Below are 18731 nucleotides of genomic sequence, written 5' to 3'. Positions count from 1 at the left end.
CCCTGCACGGTGAACTCGCTTCGCTCGTTCACGCCGCGCCCTCCGCGGCCGGCTGGAGCTTGGCCGACTGCCCGGCCGCGCCCAGCAGTTCGGTGTAGATGCCGCGGAAGCCGTCGATCGTCTGTCTGAGGGTGAACTGCTCGACCACTCTCACCCGGGCGCCGGCGCCCATGGTCGCGCGCAGCTGCGGGTCGCGCAGCAGGGTCAGCGCGGCCCGCGCCATCGGCTCCGGCTCGCGCGGCGGCACCACCAGTCCGGTGTCGCCCACCGCCTCGCGCACCCCGCCGACGTCGGTGGAGACCGTGGCCCGGCCCGAGGACATCGCCTCGATCAGGGTGAACGGGAAGCCCTCGCTGATGCTGCTGAGCATCACGATGCTGCCGGCCGCGTAGGCGTCCTTGATCTCCTCGACCCGGCCCTCGAAGACCACCGAGTCGCCCAGCCCGAGGTCGGCCGCGAGCTTGATGCAGCCGTCCCGGTAGCCCTCGGCGCCCCGTGCGGTGCCGCCGAACAGGCGCAGCCGGGCCTCCGGTATCTCGGCCCTGACCAGGGCGAAGCAGCGGATGAGGGTCTCCAGGTCCTTGATCGGGTCGACCCGCCCGGCCCAGCTCATGGTGGGCAGCTCGGGCTCGGGCCCGGCGGCGGGGAAGAGGTCGGGGTCCACGCCGTTGTAGACGGTGCGGATGTTGGCCGAGGGGGTGCCGCCGCGCTCCTCCCAGCGCCGGTTGTAGCGGTTGCCCGGGGTGACCAGGGCCGCACGCGCGTAGCTCTCCTCGGCGAGCATCCGGTAGAAGCCGAGCAGCAGCGCCTTGACCGGCCAGCGGTAGGGGCCGGTCCGGTAGCCGAGGTAACGTTCCCTCAAGTAGATGCCGTGCTCGGTGAGCAGGAACGGCACGTTGTGCTGCTGGGCGGCGATCAGTCCGGGCAGGGCGGCCAGCCCCCCGCTGACCGCGTGCGCCACCCCCTGGCTGGGCACCGCCACGGACAGCGGGCGCAGCGCGTGCTCCAGCAGGTCGGTGGCGTGCAGGGCGTCGTGCAGGCTCGGTTCGGCCTCGGCGGTCGGCAGGTAGGGCCGGCGCCAGACCTCCTGCAGGGTGCGCAGCGCCCCTTCACTGCGCAGCGCCGGGCCGAGCAGGCCGCGCCGGGCGAAGTCGGCGAAGCCGTACAGCTCGGTGCCGAAGTGCGTGGCGTAGACCGGGTCGAGGATCGAGTGCAGGAACCGCTCGTAGGCGTCCAGGAACCGGCGCAGCTCGCGTCCGCGCGGTGCCTTCCCAGGAGCGGGCGGGCCCCAGAGCGGGGCGGTGGTGACGGAGCGGACCCACGGGGGCAGCTCCCACGCCAGGGCCTCGCTGCCGGTGCCGGTCACCGCGATGACGTCGAACTCCACGTCGGGCATGCCCTGGACGAGCTGGTCGCACCAGACGCTGACGCCGCCGTGCGCGTGCGGATACGTCCCCTCGGTGAGCAAGGTGACACGCATCTTGCTTCCCTTCCCCCCAAATCGGCTGCGCCCGGTGGCGGCCGGGCGCGGCACTGGTACGGGCTCGCGCGGGGTCGCCGCGGAGCCCGTACCGCCGCGTTGTGGTGCCGGTGGTACGCGTGGTGCTGGTCGTACTGACTTACCTGTGGCGCTGACTCACCAGTGGTGCTGAACTCACCTGTGGTGCTTCTCGCCGCCTACTTGCTGCTGGCCGGAACCAGCGACGGCGACTTGGTGCGCTGGGTGTCGCCCGGCGCGACCGGGACGGCCTTGGCCGTGCCGGCCGGCACCGTGGTCTTCGGCGCCTTGGCGGTCTTCTGCGCCGCGGTGGCGGCAGCGGCGACGGTGGCGGCCGGCGCCTTGACCGAGCTCGGGGTCGCCGCGGCGGCCAGCTGGAGCGTCACGGAGCCCTGGAAGGCACCCGGGGCGACCCAGCCGGAGAGCGTGCCGGCGTAGGCGGTGCCGAAGGCCGAGCTGCCGAGCAGCTGCTGCTGCGTGGTGCCGGTCGGCATGGTGGCCTCGACCTGCACCCCGGCGGGCGCCTGCACGGTGACCGTGTTGCCGATCCGGTAGGCGGTCACCTTTCCGGCCGCGACCGCCGCGTTCCAGGCGGAACGCTTCTGCAGCTCGGTGCCGATCTGGCTCTCCCGCATGTTCACCATGGGGGTGTTGGCCGCGTAGAGGCTCTTGTACGTGTCGAGGATCGAGTTGAGCACCGGGTAGGCGATCTGGTCCTCGGCGAAGTTGGACTGGTGGATGAAGTTCGGCCGCGGGTCGTTGTTCGTCACGTAGCCGAGGTCGATCTTGGTCTGCATCGGCACGATGTACGAGGCGTAGCCGGTGGTGGTGTCCAGCGGGGCCGGCAGGCAGGTGGAGTTGCCCGAGGTCTCGCAGATGCCGCTGCCGCCCTGGGCCTTGCTGGTGTAGATCCAGTTGTACTCGTCCACCTCCTCGTTGGTGTGGCCCGCGTTGTAGAACACGTTCATCGGGTACCGCGGCACGGTCAGCGTGGAGGAGCCCACCGCGCGCTGGTTCGGCTCGCGGGAGGCGTCCGAGGCGGTCCACTTGATGCCGTCGGCGGCCAGCGCGGGGGCGAGGTTCGGGTTGTCGGTGGGCTGCTGGGGCAGCGTCACCAGGCCGGAGTGCTCACCGGTGATCAGCTCGGTCGGGTCGGTCGGCAGGCCCTGCTGCTTGGCCCAGGCGGTGTTCTCCTGGACCTCGTTCTGGATGGTGGCCTGGTCGACCCAGACGTCGCTGCCGCCGGCGTCGGTGGTGCACTGCCACGGCACCACGGTGACGTTCTGGACGCAGCCGAGGAACGGATGGTCCCAGGTGTGGTTGATGAACCGGAACGAGCCGGAGTTCGCCTTGAAGGCGTTCAGCAGCGGGTCGGTGGTGGTGTTGTTGTCCTGCTCCCAGTCCGACACGCCGCCGCCGTTGAAGGCGAAGTCGACCGTGAAGTTGTTCGCCTTCTCCCACGCCACCAGGGTGTTGACGTCGGAGGGGGTCATCCGGATCGGGTCGGTGTCGGTGTTGTCGCTGCCCGGCGGGCAGGTGACGTCACCCGGGGTGCACTTGAGCGTGGTGTTCCAGCGGTCGTCGGAGAGGAAGAGGTCGTCCACGTGGACCGCGAAGTAGTTGCGGTCGTAGCCGAGGTGGACGCCCTGGGTCAGCCAGTCCACGAAGCCGCGGGCCAGCAGCCGGTACTGCTGCTGGTACTGGTTGTAGACGAAGGTGACCACCAGCTCCTTGCGGCTGTCGTGGTCGTACTCGCCGACCAGCGAGCCGCGCGCGGTGCTGCCCGGGATCGGGGCGTCCACCAGCGGGGTGAACGAGGCGCCGGCGGGCAGCGTCGCCAGCGGGGTGGCCAGGTAGCCGTAGCTGGTCGAGACGCCCGGCTGGGGCTGCTCGAACGGGACGCTGCCGCTGAGGTAGTCGAAGGGGCCGGTCAGGCCGGCCTGGGTGACCGCCCCCTGGGTGCCGTCCAACGAGCCGATGTAGCCCGGGTTCTGGGCCCAGTTCAGGCCGACGTTGGGGTTGGCGTAGGTGTAGGCGTCGATCTGGCGGATGCCGAAGGTCGCCTCGTAGGAGGCGAGCGCGGTCATCTCGGTCGAACCCGTGCCGAAGGGGTTCTCGTTGGGCAGTACGACGCCCTGGAACTTCGCCCGCGGGGCACCGTTCACGGTGTCGCTGAGGAAGGCCGGGGTGATCGTCGGACGGTTGGGGTCCGACAGCTTCACCACGGTGTACGGGGTGCCTTCACTGGCCAGTTCGGCGGTGATCGCGGCGGTGGCGGGACCGCCGTCGTCGACCACCAGCACGGTCAGGTCGATTCGGTTCTGCGGTGCGGCGAAGGCAGTGGTGGTCTGCAGCCCTGCGGCCAGCAGACCGGCTGCCGCGCAGGCGGCAGCACGACGGGTCGCTCGACCCATGTTCGGTGTTCCTCCCTGAGAAGGGTGGACTGCCCCCGCGTCCACCCCTGTGACCTTGAAACAACCCCCAGCGCCGGGGACGGTCGACCGTGCTCGGCGCTGCGGACCATCGTGCGGCAGAACTACCGGCTTTTTACGCCGATTGAGTGAGAGTGCAGCGAATCTGTCAGAGACGTTCACTTCCGAGCCACGTTGGTCACCCGTTAGTCGTTAAGGTGGCTTTAAGGTGGCAGAAAACGATCAGATCATGACAATTTTCGTTTTATGAAGATGTCTCACCTGTCGGAATATGTCGTATACGGCCACCGACCGGGTGCTCCCGGCTGATCGAAAGGGCTGCCGGCTTCGTACCCTTGGTCGAACCAGGACCGTCAGCAGCGCAGGAGGAACCCGTGACCGAGCAGCCCGAGCGGACCGGTACCGCCGCCGAGGAGTTGGCCGCGCGCAGCCTGGGCCTGGCGGGCGCGGTCAACGCCCGTGACCTCGGTGGCTACCGCACCGTCGACGGGCGGGTGCTGCGCAGCGGCGTCGCGCTGCGCAGCGACGGGCTGAACCGGCTCGCCGAGCAGGACCAGGCGGTCTTCGCCGGGCTCGGCGTGCGCCACGTGGTCGACCTGCGCAGCCTGGACGAGGTCCGCGAGGCCGGCCCGGACCGGGTGCCCGGCCTGCCGGTGGCCGACATCACGGCCGTGGAGCTGTCCGCCGAGCCGCTCAGCGTCAGCGCCGCGGACCCGGACGGCATCACCCTGCACCACCTGCCGATCTTCGCCGCCGACTTCGACATCTACGTCGCGCTGCGCGACGCGCTGGCCGACCGCGACCCGGTCAAGCAGCACGCGCTGCTCGGCGAGGGGCGGGCCGCGCAGATCATGGTCGGCCTCTACCGCTGGTTCGTCACCGATCCGGTGGCCCGGGAGCGGTTCGCCGCCACGCTGCGGCTGCTGGCCGGCCCCGACAGCCCGCCGGTGCTCTTCCACTGCACCGCGGGCAAGGACCGCACCGGCTGGACCGCCGCGCTGCTGCTCACCGCGCTCGGCGTCGACCGGGAGACGGTCTACGAGGACTACCTGCTGACCAACGTGCGCTCCGCCGCGATCGTCGAGCACATCGTGGACAGCTTCGGCACCCGCGGCCTGATGGCGGACCCCTCGCTGCTGCTGCCGATGTTCACCGCCCACCGCGATTACCTGGACGCCGCCTTCGCCGAGGTCGAGTCCGGCTGGGCGGGCTTCCAGGAGTTCTGGCAGCAGGGTCTGGGCCTGGACGAGGCGGTGCTGGCCGGGCTGCGCAAGAACCTGCTCGGCGACGAAGGCCGATGACCCTCGGGCGCTCGCGCCGGCCCCCGCCGGTCTCGCGCTAGCCCTTGGTCTCGCGCTAGCCCTCGCTGGTGAGACCCTCGCGCAGCTGCGTGAGGGTCTTGGTCAGCAGCCGGGAGACGTGCATCTGCGAGATGCCGATCTCCTCGCCGATCTGCGACTGGGTCAGGTTGCCGAAGAAGCGCAGCATGATGATCCGCCGCTCCCGGGGCGGCAGCTTGGCCAGCAGCGGCTTGAGCGACTCGCGGTACTCCACGCCCTCCAGCGCGAGGTCCTCGTAGCCCAGGCGCTCGGCCAGCGGCCCGTCGCCGTCCTCCTCGCCGGGGGTGGAGTCCAGCGAGCTCGCGGTGTAGGCGTTGCCGACGGCCAGGCCCTCGACCACGTCCTCCTCGCTGACCCCCAGGCACACCGCCAGCTCGGCCACGGTGGGGGAGCGGTCCAGGCGCTGGGCCAGCTCGTCGCCCGCCTTGGTCAGCGCCAGGCGCAGCTCCTGCAGTCGTCTCGGCACCCGCACCGACCAGCTGGTGTCCCGGAAGAAGCGCTTGATCTCGCCGACCACGGTGGGCATCGCGAAGGTGGGGAACTCCACCCCGCGGTCCGGGTCGAACCGGTCGATCGCCTTGATCAGGCCGATCGTGCCGACCTGGACGATGTCCTCCATCGGCTCGTTGCGGCTGCGGAAGCGGGCGGAGGCGTAGCGCACCAGCGGCAGGTTGAGCTCGATCAGGGTGTCGCGGACGTACGCGTGCTCGGCGCTGTCGGCCGGCAGGGTGGCCAGGCGCCGGAAGAGCGAACGGGACAGGGTGCGGGTGTCCAGGCCGGGCGCTGTCGCCGCCGCCGCTGCCGCCGCCGCTCCGGACTGCGGTGCCGGCGCGGCGTCCGGTGCCGCCAGTTCGGCCGGTGCGGGCGCGGCCTGGTGCGGCAGCTGCGCCGACGGCTGCGGAGCGTGCTCGGCAACCGCCGTACCACCGTGGATCTCTGTGCTGCCCAGCTCTGCGGACATGCACCCACCCCCTCGTGACTGGTCCAACGGGAGCCTCCGCTCGGCGGTTCCCGGTGCGTGCCGAATGATCGGCACCCCCCACCGCTTGCTTTACCGGAACAACGCCCCCGGCAAACCCCGGCATCGCGAGTTGTCACGCCGCGGTAACGCGCAGCAACCCGCGGCCGGGCTCACTCCTCCCAGGAGTTGCCGGTGCGCAGCCTGGTGAGGATGCGCGCCAGGAGGCGGGAGACGTGCATCTGGGACATGCCGAGTTCGGTGGAGATCTGGGACTGCGTCAGGTTGGCGAAGAAGCGCAGTATGACGATCCGCCGCTCCCGCTCGGGCAGCTGCACCAGCAGGTGGCGCACCATGTCGCGGTGCTCCACGTCGGTCAGCGCGGAGTCCTCGTAGCCGAGCCGGTCGAGCAGGGCCAGGCCGCCCTCGTGCTCCTGGGCCGCTTCCAGCGAGGCGGCGTTGTAGGCCCGCCCGGCGTCCAGGCAGGCCCGCACGTCCTCCTCCGGGATGCGCAGGTTGGCGGCGATCTCCGGGACCTTCGGGGTGCGGCCGTGGGTGACCGTCAGCTCCTCCATGGCGCCGCTGACCTGGACCCAGAGCTCCTGGAGGCGGCGCGGGACGTGCATGGTACGCACGTTGTCGCGGAAGTAGCGCTTGATCTCGCCGAGGATGGTGGGCAGCGCGTAGGTGGGGAACTGCACGCCGCGGCTGGGGTCGAACCGGTCGATGGCGTTGATCAGGCCGATGGTGCCGACCTGGACCACGTCCTCCATCGGCTCGTTGCGGCTGCGGAAGCGGGTGGCGGCGTAGCGCACCAGCGGGATGTTGACCTCGATCAGCGCGGCCCGCACCTGCTCGCGCTCGGGGGCCTGGGCGGGCAGCTCGGCCAACCGCTCGAAGAGCACCCGGGTCAGGGTGCGCACGTCGATCGGGCCGCTCCCGCCGAACGGCTCGACCGGCTCGGGAAGCTCGGGCGGCGCGGCGGGCGCGGCGGGCTCGGGGAGCTCGGTCGACCGGGACGGCTCCGGCGGGTCGCTGGGCGGGTCGGACTCGGGGCGCGGCTTCGCGCCGGGTCCGTCCGTGCCGGTGTCCGGCGTGTCGTCCTGGATCCGCACGGACGTGTCACCCTCCCTTGGTTCACCACCTCGACCTGCCCGGCAAAATCGGTCATAGCATCACAAGACGGACGCCATCCGTTCAAGCACCCGCCTGATGCGTGTTGGTGGTCCGGGGTCGGCAACGACGCGGCCCCCCGCGCCGCGACGGGCTCGTCGTGAGCCGTCGGGATGCGGGGGGCCATTGGGTCGTACGGATACGACCGAACTGGCGGCGGGTCGGTCAGACCTCGAAGTCCGCGACCACCAGGGTGGCGATCTGCCGCCACAGCTGAGCGGCTGCGACATGCTCCGGATGGGTGGCGTAGGCCTGCAGCGCGGCCTGGTCGGCGACCAGGCTGTTGATCGCGAAGTCGTAGGCGACGTCGCGCGGGCTCACGTTCCAGCCGGTCTGCCACTCGAGCAGCTCGGGGATCTGCTGGTCGAGCCCCACGAAGGCCTTGGCGGCGGCGAGCGCGCGCTCGTCGTCCTTGGCGATGCCGTCATTGAGCTTGAACAGGACCAGGTGGCGGATCACCGGGCACTCCTATCTGTCGTCGGGGCGGGTCGGCGTGGTCGTCCGGGCGTGGTCGTCCGGGCGTGGCTATTTGATCAGGCCGGTCATGAAGGCCCCGATCGACCCGGCAGCGTCCGAGATCCCGACGAACCCCGACTGGACGAGCTCGGCCGCGCGGGCGGGCGAGTGGATGATCGTGTACACCACGAAAATCAGCAGCAGATACATGCCGATCTTCCTTGCCTGTGCCATCGGAACCGCCCACCTCCGCCGTCTGCTCCAGCCCCGCGCCGGGCCGTCCCCCGGCCGGGCGTCAGGTCCCCGATCTGACGCGGGGTCCGATGCGCAGCTTATCCACCGGATGGCGCAACAGGTGTGCAACGCGTTCACTCTGCGGGACGAAGGTCCCTGGCGCTGAGGTCCTTGTGCGGATGCCCGGCGCCCCGCCGCGCGGCAGGATGGACGGTGTACCGGGGATCTGGCAGGAGTCCGCGGTGCGTGGGTCCGGAGTTCCCCGCTGTGGGACCGGGCGCCGTGGTTTCCCCCGCGAGGCGCCGGTTGTGGGACCTCCGCCGGGGGAGCGGTCCGTCCCCCCGGGACCGCTCCCCCCACCTCGTCTCCTCCTGCGGCTCAGATCTGCTGGGTGAAGCGCACCTCGGCCTCCGGGGCCAGCCCCAGCTCCTCACCGGTCACCGGCTCACCCGTGCTGATCAGGATGTTGTAGTGGTTGGGGAAGTGGCAGGCGTCGAAGCCGAGCACCGTGCCCACCGGGCGGCCGCCGATCCACACCGTGTCGCCGCGGTCGATCACCCCCGCGCGCGAGATCTCGGTGAAGCCCAGGAACCCCACCCGGTCCACCCGGGCCCCCGGGGTGCCGTCGGCCACGTCGGTGCTGACCAGCTCGTGCAGCTCGCCGGCCCGCACGCAGCGGCTCGCGTAAGGCTCCACCGTCATGCCGCGGTCCTCGCGGCGGTGGACCAGCACCTTCACCAGCTCGCCGGCGACCGCGCGCTTGGCGCCGTCCTCCTGGCGGGGGGAGACCTGTACGGGGGTCACGGCGCCTCCTGAACGGCCGGGCGGAACACGTGGGTGGCGGTGTCGCGGTCCAGCCGGTAGGCCGCCGCGACCAGTTCGAGGGCGGCCAGGCCGCCGTCCCGGTGGCTGCCGGGGCGCTGCAGCGCGCTGCCGAAGGCGGTGAGGATGCCCTGGTACTCGTGCCAGAGCGAGGCCTTGAAGCCGGTGTGGCCGGCCAGCAGGTCGGCCCGCAGCAGCTGCCCGTCGGCCAGCGTGACCTCGATGTCCTTCACCTCGCCGGGGTAGGACCAGTCCAGCTCGACCTTGGCGCGGCGCGGCGAGGGCCCGTCGGTGATCAGGTCGATCACCGCCTGCCGGTCCAGCCCCGCGCCGTCGCGTTCGATCGCCGCCCGCACCACGCTCAGCCCGGTGTCCCGGAAGAGCAGCCGGACCAGGTCGAAGGCGTTCGGGCCGTTGTCGGCCACGCAGCCGCCGCCGCACCGGGCCGGGTCCAGGTACCAGCGGTCCGGGCCGACGTGCTCCTCGATCTTCTCCAGGTAGCGCACCCGGATGCTGCTGATCGGCGCGCCCGAACAGGCCGCGGCCAGCTCCAGGGTCTGGCTGTTGTAGCGGCGGTGGAAGGCGGTGAAGAGCGGCACCGAGCGCTCGGCGGCCATCGCGGTCAGCGCCCGGGCCTCGGCGACCTCGGTCGCCAGCGGCTTCTCCACGCAGATCGGCAGCCCGGCGGCGAGCAGGTCGCGGCAGAGCGCGGCGTGCGCGTCGTTGGGGACGGTGACGATCACCCCGGCCAGCTCCCGGTGGGCGGCCAGCAGCTCCCGGTGGTCGCGGTAGGCGGGGACGCCGGCCGCGCGGGAGGAGGCCAGCGCGGCCTCGTCGCGGTCGCAGACGGCGGCCAGGGTGAAGGACGGGTCGGCCTCGATGGCGGCCAGGTAGAACTTGGCGATCACGCCAAGGCCGATCACGGCCAGCGGGCGGGAGCCGGTCATGGGGTTCCTCCGATCGGCTTGGGGGCGGTCAGGCCGGTGGCCTGGGCCAGGTCGGTCAGCTCGGCGAACCGGGCGGGCGAGAGGCGCACACCCTCGCGCAGCTGGCGGTCCGCCAGCTCGCCCTCGGGGTGGCCCGGGTAGGTCACCGGGTGGGCGGGGTCCACCGGCGGGCAGTCCAGCAGGGTGCCGAAGAGCACGGCCGCCTGCCGGCCGAAGTCCGCCCCGTCGCGCAGCGCGCCGGGGTCGATGGCCAGCGCCAGGTAGCCGATGTCGTCGTCGCGGCCCGCCGGGCCGCCGTCGCCGGCCAGTGCGGCCGGTTCCGGGCCGAGCCCCGCGCCGGCCAGCAGCGCGCCGAGCACCTCGACCACCAGGCCCAGCCCGTACCCCTTGAACGCGCCGGTCTCCGGGCGGCTGCCGAGCCAGAGCAGGTGCGCCTCGCCCCGGTCGAAGGCGCCGGGGTCGGTCACCGGGGCGCCGTCCTGGTCGGCCAGCCAGCCCGGCGGGATCTGCTGCCCGGCCCGGGCGGCGGCCCGCACCCGCCCGGTGGGCACCGCGGTGGTGCTCATGTCCAGCACGAACGGGTGCGGCCCGCCGCTCGGGGCGGCCACGGAGAGCGGGTTGGTGCCGAGCATCGCCAGGCGACCGCCCGGCGGCCGGGCGATCCGCTGGCGGCCGCAGTTGGCGGCCAGCAGCCCCACCAGGCCGCGGCGGGCGGCCCGCCGGGTGTGGAAGCCGGCGCAGCCCAGGTGGGTGGCGCCGCGCACCGAGACCAGCCCGATGCCGTGGGCGGTGGCCCGCTCGATCGCCAGGTCCATCGCGGCCGAGGCCGACCAGAGGCCGAGCGCCCGCCGGTCGTCCAGCAGGACGGCGGCGCCGCGGTCGGCCAGCGGCTCGGGCTCGGCCGCGGGGTCGGCCCGGCCCTCGTCCAGCAGCGGGAGGTAGAGGCGGGTGAGGTTGACCAGGCCGTGCGAGGTCAGGCCGGTGAGGTCGCCGTAGCAGAGCGCCTCGGCGGCGGTGGTGGCCCGGGCGGCGGGCAGGCCGCGGCCGGTGAGGACCTCGGCGGTGAAGCGCAGCAGTTCGGGGTAGCGGACCAGGACGCCCGGAGCGGCGGCGCGCGGTGCGCCGATCCGGGCGCCGTCGCCTTCCAGCAGGGCGGGGGGTGTGGCCAGTGGGGGCGTCAGCTGCATACGGGACGGGCCTCCTGGGCGGGGTGGGGGAGTGCGGGTGCGGTGGTCCTGGGATCCGTGGGGTCGCTGGTGCCGTCGAAGGCGAGCAGCAGGCCGGCGACCGCGCGGGCGAAGGCGGTGAGCTCCTCGACCCGGACGAACTCGCCCTCCGCGTGCGCGTTGTTCCCCTCCAGCGAGCCCGGCCCGAGCACCACGGTGGCGGTACCCGGGCGGTCGGCCAGCCAGATCGCGTCGCAGGTGAAGCCGGGCTCGGCGGCGGGCCAGGCGGCGACCTGGGCGGCGTCCAGCAGGTGGGGCAGCCACGGTTCGACGGCGCGCTGCTCGGCGAGGGCGGGCAGGCCGCGCTTGAGCCAGTGCAGGCTGGTGATCGCGGCGGCGTCCACGGCGGTGCGGGCCAGCAGCGGGTTGGCGGCGAACTTCTCGGCGAACGCCCGCAGGCCCGCCGCCAGGCCCTCGGCCACCGCCCGCTCCAGGCGCTCGGCGGTGGCCGGGTCCGGGTAGGCGAGGTTGAGCAGCAGCTCGCCCTGGCCGTAGACCCGGTTGTGCAGGCGGCCGGTGTGCAGTCCGGCCACGCAGAGCCGCCCGGCGCCGGGGGTGATCGAGGCGGCCAGGTGCTGGGCGAGGAAGCCGAGCAGCACGGTGGCGTTGTGCCCGGCGGCCGGCTGGTCGTCCACCGCGTCCTGGCCCGCCACCTCGATCCGGGCGGTCATCGCGGCGGTGCAGCGGGTGAGCGCACGGTTGCCGGTGGGTTCGCAGAAGACGTTGAGCCGGCCGTAGTGCCCGGCCGCCACCAGCGGGCGGGTGCCCAGCGTGCCGAGGGCGCCGCCCTCCTCACCGGACACCGCCTGCACCAGCACGGTGGTGCGCCGGGCCAGCCCGGGGCGCTCGGCCAGCGCGGCCCGCAGGCCCGCGAGCAGGGCGACGGCCGGGCCCTTGGCGTCCACCGCACCGCGGCCGTAGTAGGTGTCGCCGTCGCGGTGCACCGGCTGCTGCCCGGCCACGGTGTCCAGGTGGACGTTGAACATCACCGTGCGTTCGCGTGCTGCCGCCGGCCCCAGCCGCAGCACCAGGCTCGGCTGCTCGGCCAGGAAGCCCGGATCGGCGGCGCGGCTGCGCACGGGCAGCGGGACGTCGGGCAGCTCGGCCCAGGCGGGCGCGGGCGCGGCGTGGTGCAGCACCTCGAAGCCCAGCTCGGCGGCGGCCCCGGCGTAGGCGCGCTGGGCGTCCCAGAGCCGCGACGGCAGGCCGGGGGCCTCCAGCGGTCCGGCGGTGGGCAGTTCGAGGAGGTCGAGCAGCAGCTGGTGGTCGGTCGCGGTCAGCACGGGAGGAGCTCCAGGCCCGCCGCCGTGCAGCGCCACGGCGCCGCGTCATCGCCCACCAGCCCTTCGACCAGGGTGCGCAGGGCCTGACCGGCGGCGGCGAAGGAGGAGCGGCACTCGGCGGGTCCGGCCCGGTGGTGCTCGTGCGGGCGGACGGCCAGGTGCGGCTCGATCGAGAAGTGGCCCGCGTAGCCGGTGTCCAGCAGCAGCCGCAGGCACTGCGCGACGCCGGCCTCGCCCGCGCCGGGCAGCGTGTAGCTCGGACGCTCCGGGCCGGCCACCGCATCCTTGATCTGGACGTGCTTCACATAGGGTGCCAGCGTGCGGAGTTGGTCGAGCGCTCGGTAGCCGTGGGCCGCACCGTTGCCGGTGTCGAAGAGCAGGCCGAAGGACTCGGCGCCGGCCGCCTCCAGCAGCCGCAGCGCCCGTCCGGCGTCGGCGCCCGCCCAGCCGGCGCAGTTCTCGTGCAGCAGGACCAGGCCCCGCTCGCCCGCGTGCCGGGCCAGCACCCGGATGCGGCGCAGTACTTCACGCTCCCAGTCGAGCTCGCTCAGGCCGTCGTTGGGGTAGGACATGATCCGCAGGTAGCGGGCGCCGAGGACCGCGCAGCGGTCGGCCAGCACCGCGAGTTCGGCCAGCTCCTGGTTCAGGTCGCAGCTGACCGGGCGCGACCAGCCGCCGATCCGGGAGGCGATGACCGGGACGCTCAGGCCTGCCTCGGCGATCCGGGCGGCGGTACGGGCGAAGGCGGGTCCGTTCAGCAGGTCGATCGGCTGGCCGTCGACGGTGCGCAGTTCGACGGCACGCCAGCCCAGTTCACGGGTGGCGGCGAGTTGGCCGGCCAGATCGACGGCGGCCTCGTCGGTGATCCCGCAGTAGTCGATCCGGCGGGCCGTGGCGGCGCCGCCGGCCGCGGGGGGTGCGTGGCTGCTGGCGCGCGGCCCGGCGGGCTCGCGGGAGAGCTCATCGGAGAGTTCAGTGGACACAGGACAACTCCCTTGGGGTCGCGATCGGTTCGGTCAGCAGGTCGGCGCCGCTGAGCCGTTTGGCCTCGCTCAGCAGGCGCACCGCCCGCAGGTGCCCGTCGAATTCGGCCTCGGGCGGCAGCGGGCCGCGCAGGAAGCGGCGGTAGGTGCGGGCCAGGTAGCTGCCGAGCGCGTCGTCGGCGAACACCTCGTGGCCGTGCAGCTTCCGTCCGGCCAGCCGGAGTTGGGCGTACTCATCGTCGGCGCTGCCGGGGAAGTGGCCGATCGCGGTGCCGCGTGCGAAGCGCAGCGTGATCCGGCGCTCGCGGACCGGGGAGGTGAGGTCGGAGACGATCTCGGTGCGCACCCCGCCGTGGTGCGCCAGCTGGAGGCGGGCGCCGCCGAGCAGCGGGCGGACCTGGCCGCCGACCCGCAGGTCGTGCCAGCCGGCCGCGGTGACCTCGCCGTCGCCGGCCAGCAGCAGGGCGACGCCGAGCGCGTGCGGGATCTCGATGTCGAAGGCGGTGGGGTGGCCGTGGGTGGCCAGGGTGCGGCGGAACCGGGGCTTGTGCTGGCGCACCGTGATCCGTCGCAGTGCGCCGAACTCGCCGCCGCGGACCAGTTGTTCCAGCCGGTCGGTGAGCGTGCTGGCGAGCCAGGGGGCGACCACCGAGACCTGCAGCCGCCGCTCGTGCACGAGTTCGGCGAGCCTGTCCAGGTCGGCGGTGTCGGCGGCCAGCGGCTTCTCGATGATCAGCCGGTAGAAGCCCAGGTCGGCCAGTTCGGCGACCAGGTCGGCCCGCCGCCGGGGTGGGGTGCAGAGGTGGACCACGGTGTGCGCGGGGTCGAGCAGCCGGCGGGCGGCGGGGAGCGAGGCGGCCAGCGTGACCTCGGCCGGGTCCGGGGGGCTGGTGCGCCCGGGGTCCACCGCGAGGATGGGCTGCGGTGCGAACGCGGAGACGCCCTCGTGCCGCAGTCGGCGCAGTACGGGCAGGTGCAGCCCGGCGCCGGCGCGGCCGAGGCCGACGATGAGCGTGCGGAACATCGCGCGGTGTCCTCCTTGCTCGCGGCCTGCGGGCTGGCGGGCCGGTCCAGCGATCCGGCGTCAGCGTGCCGATCATGCTGACGGAAAGTCAATTCGCTTTGGGGTGTTCCTTCACGAAAGAGTGGTTTACCCCTAATAAGCACTCTTTTGACGGTATGGCGCCGGTCAGTTGACGTAGCCTCGGGCCCTCGTGCGGATCGCGCCACCACCGCGCGCAGCCGATCACCCGAACCACCACCCGATCCCTGGGGGAGCGTTGTCCAGTCCCGTCACCGCCGCCGGCCTGCCCCGACAGGCCGGCGGCGCCCGTCCGGTGCCCTTCTTCACCCAGGCCCGCAGCTTCGAGCAGCTCTGGCCGCTGATCGAGCGGCACGCCGTGGAGGTGCTGGACGACGGCAAGTTCTCGCACGGCCGCCAGGTCGAGCGCCTGGAGCAGGAGCTGGCCCGGTACACCGGCGCCCGGCACGTGATCGGGGTGAACAGCGGCACGGACGCACTGGTCCTGCTGCTGCGGGCGGCCGGGCTGCGCCCCGGTGACGAGGTGCTGGTGCCGGCCTTCAGCTTCGTGGCCTCGGCGAGTTCGGTGGTACTGGCGGGCGGGCGGCCGGTCTTCGCCGACATCGACCCGGTGACCTACGCGCTGGATCCGGCCGCGCTGGAGGCGCGGCTGACCGCGCGGACCAGGTTCGTCATGCCGGTCCACCTCTTCTGCCGGCCGGCCGACGTCCGCGCGATCGGCGCCTTCGCCGCCCGGCACGGCCTGACCGTGGTGGAGGACAGCGCCGAGGCGATCGGGATGCGCCAGGACGGGCGGCACGCGGGCCTGTTCGGGGCGGGCGGGGTGCTCTCGTTCTTCCCGACCAAGACGCTGGGCGCGATCGGTGACGCGGGCGCGGTGCTCACCGACGACGAGGAGATCGCCCGCACCGTCGACGCGCTGCGCCACCACGGCCGGCTGGGCCGGACCATCGGCAACTTCCCGGCGATCAACACCAGTACCTCGCTGCCCGGGTTCAACAGCAAGATGGACGACCTGCAGGCCGCCGTGCTGCTCGCCAAACTCACCCGGCTGGACGAGGACATCGCCCGCCGCGCCGACCTCGCCGCCGCCTACGACCAGCGGCTGGCCGAGCTGCCCGGGGTGCTGCGCCGGCCGAAGGTCGGCGGGGTGGCGGGGCAGGTCTTCTACGTCTACCTGATCGAGGCCGAGCGCCGCGACGAGCTGGCCGCCCACCTCGCCGGGCACGGCGTGGAGACCGAGGTCTACTACCCCTCGCCGCTCCACCTCCAGCCGTGCTTCGCCGAACTCGGCCACCGCGCGGGCGAGTTCCCGGTGGCCGAGGCCGCCTGTCGGCGCACCCTGGCGCTGCCGCTGTACCCGGAGCTGAGCCTGGGCGAGGTCGACACCGTCTGCGGCCTGATCCGTGACTTCTACGCCGACGAACACCGCTACCCCGACGAGCCCAGCCGCACCGGAGGCGCCGCGTGACCACCACCGAACTGGCCCGGATCCCGTTCTTCCCGCCCGACCTGTTCGAGGGCGACCGCGAGGTGCTGCTGCACCTGCTGCGCGAGAGCGGCACCAGTGCGTCCCAGCGGTTCATCCTCGGCGAGCAGACCGCGCTGCTGGAGCGGGAGTTGGCCGAACAGCTCGGCGCGGCGGACGTGGTCGCCTGCGGCAGCGGGACCGCGGCGCTGACCCTGGTGCTGACCGCGATGCAGATCGGCCCGGGCGACGAGGTGGTGGTGCCGGCGTTCGGCTGCGCGCCGCTGGCCTCCAGCGTGCTGAGCGTGGGCGCGCGCCCGGTCTTCGCCGACGTGGACCCGTGGACCATGGTGGTCGACCCGGCGGCGATGGAGCAGCGGATCGGCCCGCGCACCAAGGCGCTGATGCCGGCGCACCTGTTCTCCGTGATGGCGGACATGCCCGCGATCGCGGCGCTGGCCGAACGGTACGGGCTGCGCCTGCTGGAGGACTCGGCGGTGGCCCAGGGCGGGGTGCTGGCGGGGCGTCCGGCCGGGCTGTGGGGCGAGGCGGGGGTGTACTCCTTCGTCCAGGTGAAGACCTTCGGGATGCCCGGCGAGGGCGGCGTGGTCGTCACCCGGGACCCCGAACTGGGCCGGCTGGCGCGGATGCTGCGCAACCACGGCCAGGACGGGAAGAGCCGCTTCCGGCACCACCGGATCGGCTGGAACAGCCGGTTCGACGAGGTGCAGGCCGCCTTCCAGCGACACCGCCTGCCGGGCCTGGCCGGTCGGCTGGCCCGGCGGGCCGAGATCGCCGCCTACTACACCGAGCGGTTCGCCCCGCTGGCCGAGCGCGGTGTGCTGCCCCCGCCGCCCGGCACCGAGGGCCGCTGCTACTACGTCTACACGCTGCTCGCGGAGCGGCGGGACGCGCTGCGCGACCACCTGGCCGGGCGCGGCATCGCCTCGCACGCCTACTACCCGCAGGCGCTGCCCCGCCAGCCGGCCTTTGCGCCCCTGGTCCGCCCGGGGGAGACCTGGCCGGCCGCCGACCGAGTGGCCGAACGGGCACTGTCGATCCCGGTCTATCCACATTTGACGGATAGTCAGACCGAACGGATCGCCGATGCGGTGTGTGATTTCCCGTTCAGCTGATGCCAGTTGGTGCGTGGCGCCAAAAGTCGGAGCAGTGGCCGGAGTTGATCCGGTGCTGCTGGTGCGGCCTGCTCCGACGCCACTGAACGAGTGAAGATCATTCCCCGATCGGGTGATGCCCGTGGCCGCCCGAACGGCTGCTTCCGCGTAACTCTCCGGACCAAGATCCCTTGGGGCGCAAGGGCGGGCGGCCGGTGTGCCACGGCGACCCGCCTGCGCCACGGAGCGTGACCTATTGATGCCTGCTTGTGATCAACTGGCGCCGAGTTCGGGCACCCGGCCCGATGCGTCCTAGGAGGATCCATGCAGCGAGTCGTCACGACCAAGCGCACCGTCGCCCTGGCGGTCGCCGGTCTGGTGGTCGGTACGGTTGGCGCGTTCAGCATCCCGGCCCTGGCGGACAACGCGCCGGCCAAGCGGGTGGCGCCCGTCCAGGCACTCACCCTGGACTTCTCGGGCACCAATGACGAGACCTCGGCTCCCCAGTCGACCGGCAGCGCCTTCGGCGGCACCGCTCGGGTCAAGGACACCAACGGCAACGTCATCGGCACCGCGTACGACCTGTGCGCCAAGGACGTCATCAACGCCAACTCCGACACCGCGTTCTGCACCGGTTCGGTGCGGATCAACGGCCAGGGCGAGATCTCCTTCAGCGCCGTCCTGCCGATCAGTGACAACGCCGCCGCGCCGGACGAGAACGCCTTCACCGGTGTGGTCAACGGTGGCACCCGCGCCTACGAGGGCATCACCGGCGAGGCCAGGTTCCAGCCGCGCGCTCAGGGTGTCTACGACCTGAACTTCAGCTGACCCCAGGTCGGTCACGGGGAGTCGTCGATCCGTCGACGGCTCCCCGCCGCTTGTCACCGTGCCCCGATGAGGAAGCCCCGATGACCCAGTTGCTCGATCCGGCCCCCGCTTTCGTAGCCGGGCCCGGCTACGCCTTCGACAACTCCAGCGACCACCCGGTCGCCCAGTTCGCCTGCCTGGCCGCCGCCTACGACCCGTTCACCATCGAGCGGTTGTCCGCCACCGGCGTCGGTGAGGGCTGGCACTGTCTGGAGATCGGTGCCGGCAACGGCAGCGTGGCGCGCTGGCTGGCCGACCGGGTCGGTCCAACCGGCCGGGTGCTGGCCACCGACCTGGACATCCGGCGGATCCCCTCGCACCCCGGCCTGGTGGCCGAGCGCCACGACATCGTCCACGATCCGCTGCCCCAGGCCGCGTTCGACCTGATCCACGCCCGCCTGGTGCTGCAGCACCTGCCGGAGCGCCGCGCCGTGCTGGCCCGGCTGCTGACCGCGCTACGACCCGGTGGCTGGCTGCAGATCGACGAGTTCGACGTCTCCTACGGTCCGGTGCTGCTGGCCCCGGACGCCGGATCGGCCGAGCTCTACGAACGCTTCCTCGCCGCCAAGGCCCGGCTCTTCGACGCTGCCGGAGGCCGCGCCGTCTGGGGGCGCGAGTGTCCCGCGCAGCTGCGCGAGGCGGGCTTCACCGACCTGGACCCGCAGCCCCGGGTGGTGCTCTGGCAGGCCGGACACCCCGGCCTGGAGCTGCTGGTCAGCCACCTCGACGGCCTGCGGGAGCGCTTGCTCGCGCAGGGCATGACGGAGAGTCAGCTCGACGAGGTGCGCACGGTGATGCGGCATCCGGAGTTCCGGGCGGTGTCGCCGGTGGTCTACTCCGTGCACGCCCGCCGACCGCGCTGACCCACGTCCCCGCCACCCCCCCCA

Annotated in this window: 17 protein-coding genes; 5 read left to right on the top strand and 12 right to left on the bottom strand. The window is 72.9% G+C overall.

Annotated features, from left to right (window positions below; genetic code table 11):
• Positions 1 to 28 precede the first annotated feature (28 nt).
• Together pelF and OG294_RS19450 are read right to left on the bottom strand one after the other, a co-directional pair.
• Positions 29 to 1480, bottom strand: coding sequence for a GT4 family glycosyltransferase PelF (gene pelF, locus OG294_RS19455; protein WP_327067779.1), 1452 nt, complete (start codon positions 1478 to 1480; stop codon positions 29 to 31).
• A gap of 197 nt (positions 1481 to 1677) precedes the next feature.
• The gene (locus OG294_RS19450; protein WP_327067778.1) at positions 1678 to 3912 is read right to left on the bottom strand and encodes a hypothetical protein; all 2235 of its coding nucleotides are present in this window, start codon (positions 3910 to 3912) and stop codon (positions 1678 to 1680) included.
• A 392-nt stretch (positions 3913 to 4304) separates the two neighbouring features.
• Between OG294_RS19450 and OG294_RS19445 the strand changes: the two genes are divergently transcribed.
• Entirely contained in the window at positions 4305 to 5231 is a 927-nt protein-coding gene (locus tag OG294_RS19445) for a tyrosine-protein phosphatase (RefSeq protein WP_327067777.1), read from the top strand.
• Positions 5232 to 5286: 55 nt separating this feature from the next.
• On the opposite strand, the gene OG294_RS19440 is transcribed toward OG294_RS19445, so the two are convergent.
• The 10 genes from OG294_RS19440 to OG294_RS19395 form a co-directional block, all read right to left on the bottom strand.
• Entirely contained in the window at positions 5287 to 6231 is a 945-nt protein-coding gene (locus tag OG294_RS19440; RefSeq protein ID WP_327067776.1) for an RNA polymerase sigma factor SigF, read from the bottom strand.
• 170 nt (positions 6232 to 6401) lie between these two features.
• Positions 6402 to 7337: an RNA polymerase sigma factor SigF gene (locus OG294_RS19435; RefSeq protein ID WP_442789346.1), complete on the bottom strand. Its 936-nt coding sequence runs from the start codon at positions 7335 to 7337 to the stop codon at positions 6402 to 6404.
• Positions 7338 to 7566: 229 nt separating this feature from the next.
• Complete coding sequence (locus OG294_RS19430; RefSeq protein ID WP_327067774.1) at positions 7567 to 7860, bottom strand: Dabb family protein; 294 nt, start codon at positions 7858 to 7860, stop codon at positions 7567 to 7569.
• Positions 7861 to 7926: 66 nt separating this feature from the next.
• Positions 7927 to 8067, bottom strand: a complete 141-nt coding sequence (locus OG294_RS19425; RefSeq protein WP_327071820.1) for a hypothetical protein — start codon at positions 8065 to 8067, stop codon at positions 7927 to 7929.
• A gap of 402 nt (positions 8068 to 8469) precedes the next feature.
• Positions 8470 to 8895: a DUF6917 domain-containing protein gene (locus OG294_RS19420; protein ID WP_327067773.1), complete on the bottom strand. Its 426-nt coding sequence runs from the start codon at positions 8893 to 8895 to the stop codon at positions 8470 to 8472.
• The gene (locus OG294_RS19415; RefSeq protein WP_327067772.1) at positions 8892 to 9860 is read right to left on the bottom strand and encodes a Gfo/Idh/MocA family protein; all 969 of its coding nucleotides are present in this window, start codon (positions 9858 to 9860) and stop codon (positions 8892 to 8894) included. Before OG294_RS19415 ends, OG294_RS19420 begins: the two co-directional genes overlap by 4 nt.
• Positions 9857 to 11047, bottom strand: a complete 1191-nt coding sequence (locus OG294_RS19410; protein WP_327067771.1) for an Ldh family oxidoreductase — start codon at positions 11045 to 11047, stop codon at positions 9857 to 9859. The genes OG294_RS19415 and OG294_RS19410 overlap by 4 nt, the downstream gene beginning before the upstream one ends.
• Positions 11038 to 12369 carry a M20/M25/M40 family metallo-hydrolase gene (locus OG294_RS19405; RefSeq protein WP_327067770.1) on the bottom strand — a complete coding sequence of 444 codons (1332 nt, stop codon included), beginning with the start codon at positions 12367 to 12369 and terminating at the stop codon, positions 11038 to 11040. The genes OG294_RS19410 and OG294_RS19405 overlap by 10 nt, the downstream gene beginning before the upstream one ends.
• A complete protein-coding gene (locus OG294_RS19400; RefSeq protein WP_327067769.1) occupies positions 12363 to 13352 on the bottom strand; it encodes a sugar phosphate isomerase/epimerase family protein in 990 nt (329 codons plus the stop codon). Before OG294_RS19400 ends, OG294_RS19405 begins: the two co-directional genes overlap by 7 nt.
• A complete protein-coding gene (locus OG294_RS19395) occupies positions 13342 to 14376 on the bottom strand; it encodes a Gfo/Idh/MocA family oxidoreductase (protein ID WP_327067768.1) in 1035 nt (344 codons plus the stop codon). The genes OG294_RS19400 and OG294_RS19395 overlap by 11 nt, the downstream gene beginning before the upstream one ends.
• Positions 14377 to 14632: 256 nt before the next feature.
• On the opposite strand from OG294_RS19395, the gene OG294_RS19390 reads away from it, so the two are divergent.
• The 4 genes from OG294_RS19390 (at position 14633) to OG294_RS19375 (ending at position 18707) form a co-directional block, all read left to right on the top strand.
• The gene (locus OG294_RS19390; RefSeq protein ID WP_327067767.1) at positions 14633 to 15865 is read left to right on the top strand and encodes a DegT/DnrJ/EryC1/StrS family aminotransferase; all 1233 of its coding nucleotides are present in this window, start codon (positions 14633 to 14635) and stop codon (positions 15863 to 15865) included.
• The gene (locus tag OG294_RS19385; RefSeq protein WP_327067766.1) at positions 15862 to 16998 is read left to right on the top strand and encodes a DegT/DnrJ/EryC1/StrS family aminotransferase; all 1137 of its coding nucleotides are present in this window, start codon (positions 15862 to 15864) and stop codon (positions 16996 to 16998) included. The genes OG294_RS19390 and OG294_RS19385 overlap by 4 nt, the downstream gene beginning before the upstream one ends.
• A gap of 303 nt (positions 16999 to 17301) precedes the next feature.
• Complete coding sequence (locus tag OG294_RS19380; RefSeq protein ID WP_327067765.1) at positions 17302 to 17805, top strand: hypothetical protein; 504 nt, start codon at positions 17302 to 17304, stop codon at positions 17803 to 17805.
• Between the two features lie 80 nt (positions 17806 to 17885).
• Entirely contained in the window at positions 17886 to 18707 is an 822-nt protein-coding gene (locus OG294_RS19375) for a class I SAM-dependent methyltransferase (RefSeq protein ID WP_327067764.1), read from the top strand.
• The last annotated feature ends 24 nt before the right edge of the window (positions 18708 to 18731 follow it).

Origin of the sequence: Kitasatospora sp. NBC_01302, from assembly GCF_035976515.1 — a bacterium.
In the GTDB taxonomy this organism is placed as follows: Bacteria; Actinomycetota; Actinomycetes; order Streptomycetales; family Streptomycetaceae; genus Kitasatospora.
Note: the sequence above shows the minus strand (reverse complement) of the source record. Positions and strands in the feature narration are given on the sequence as shown.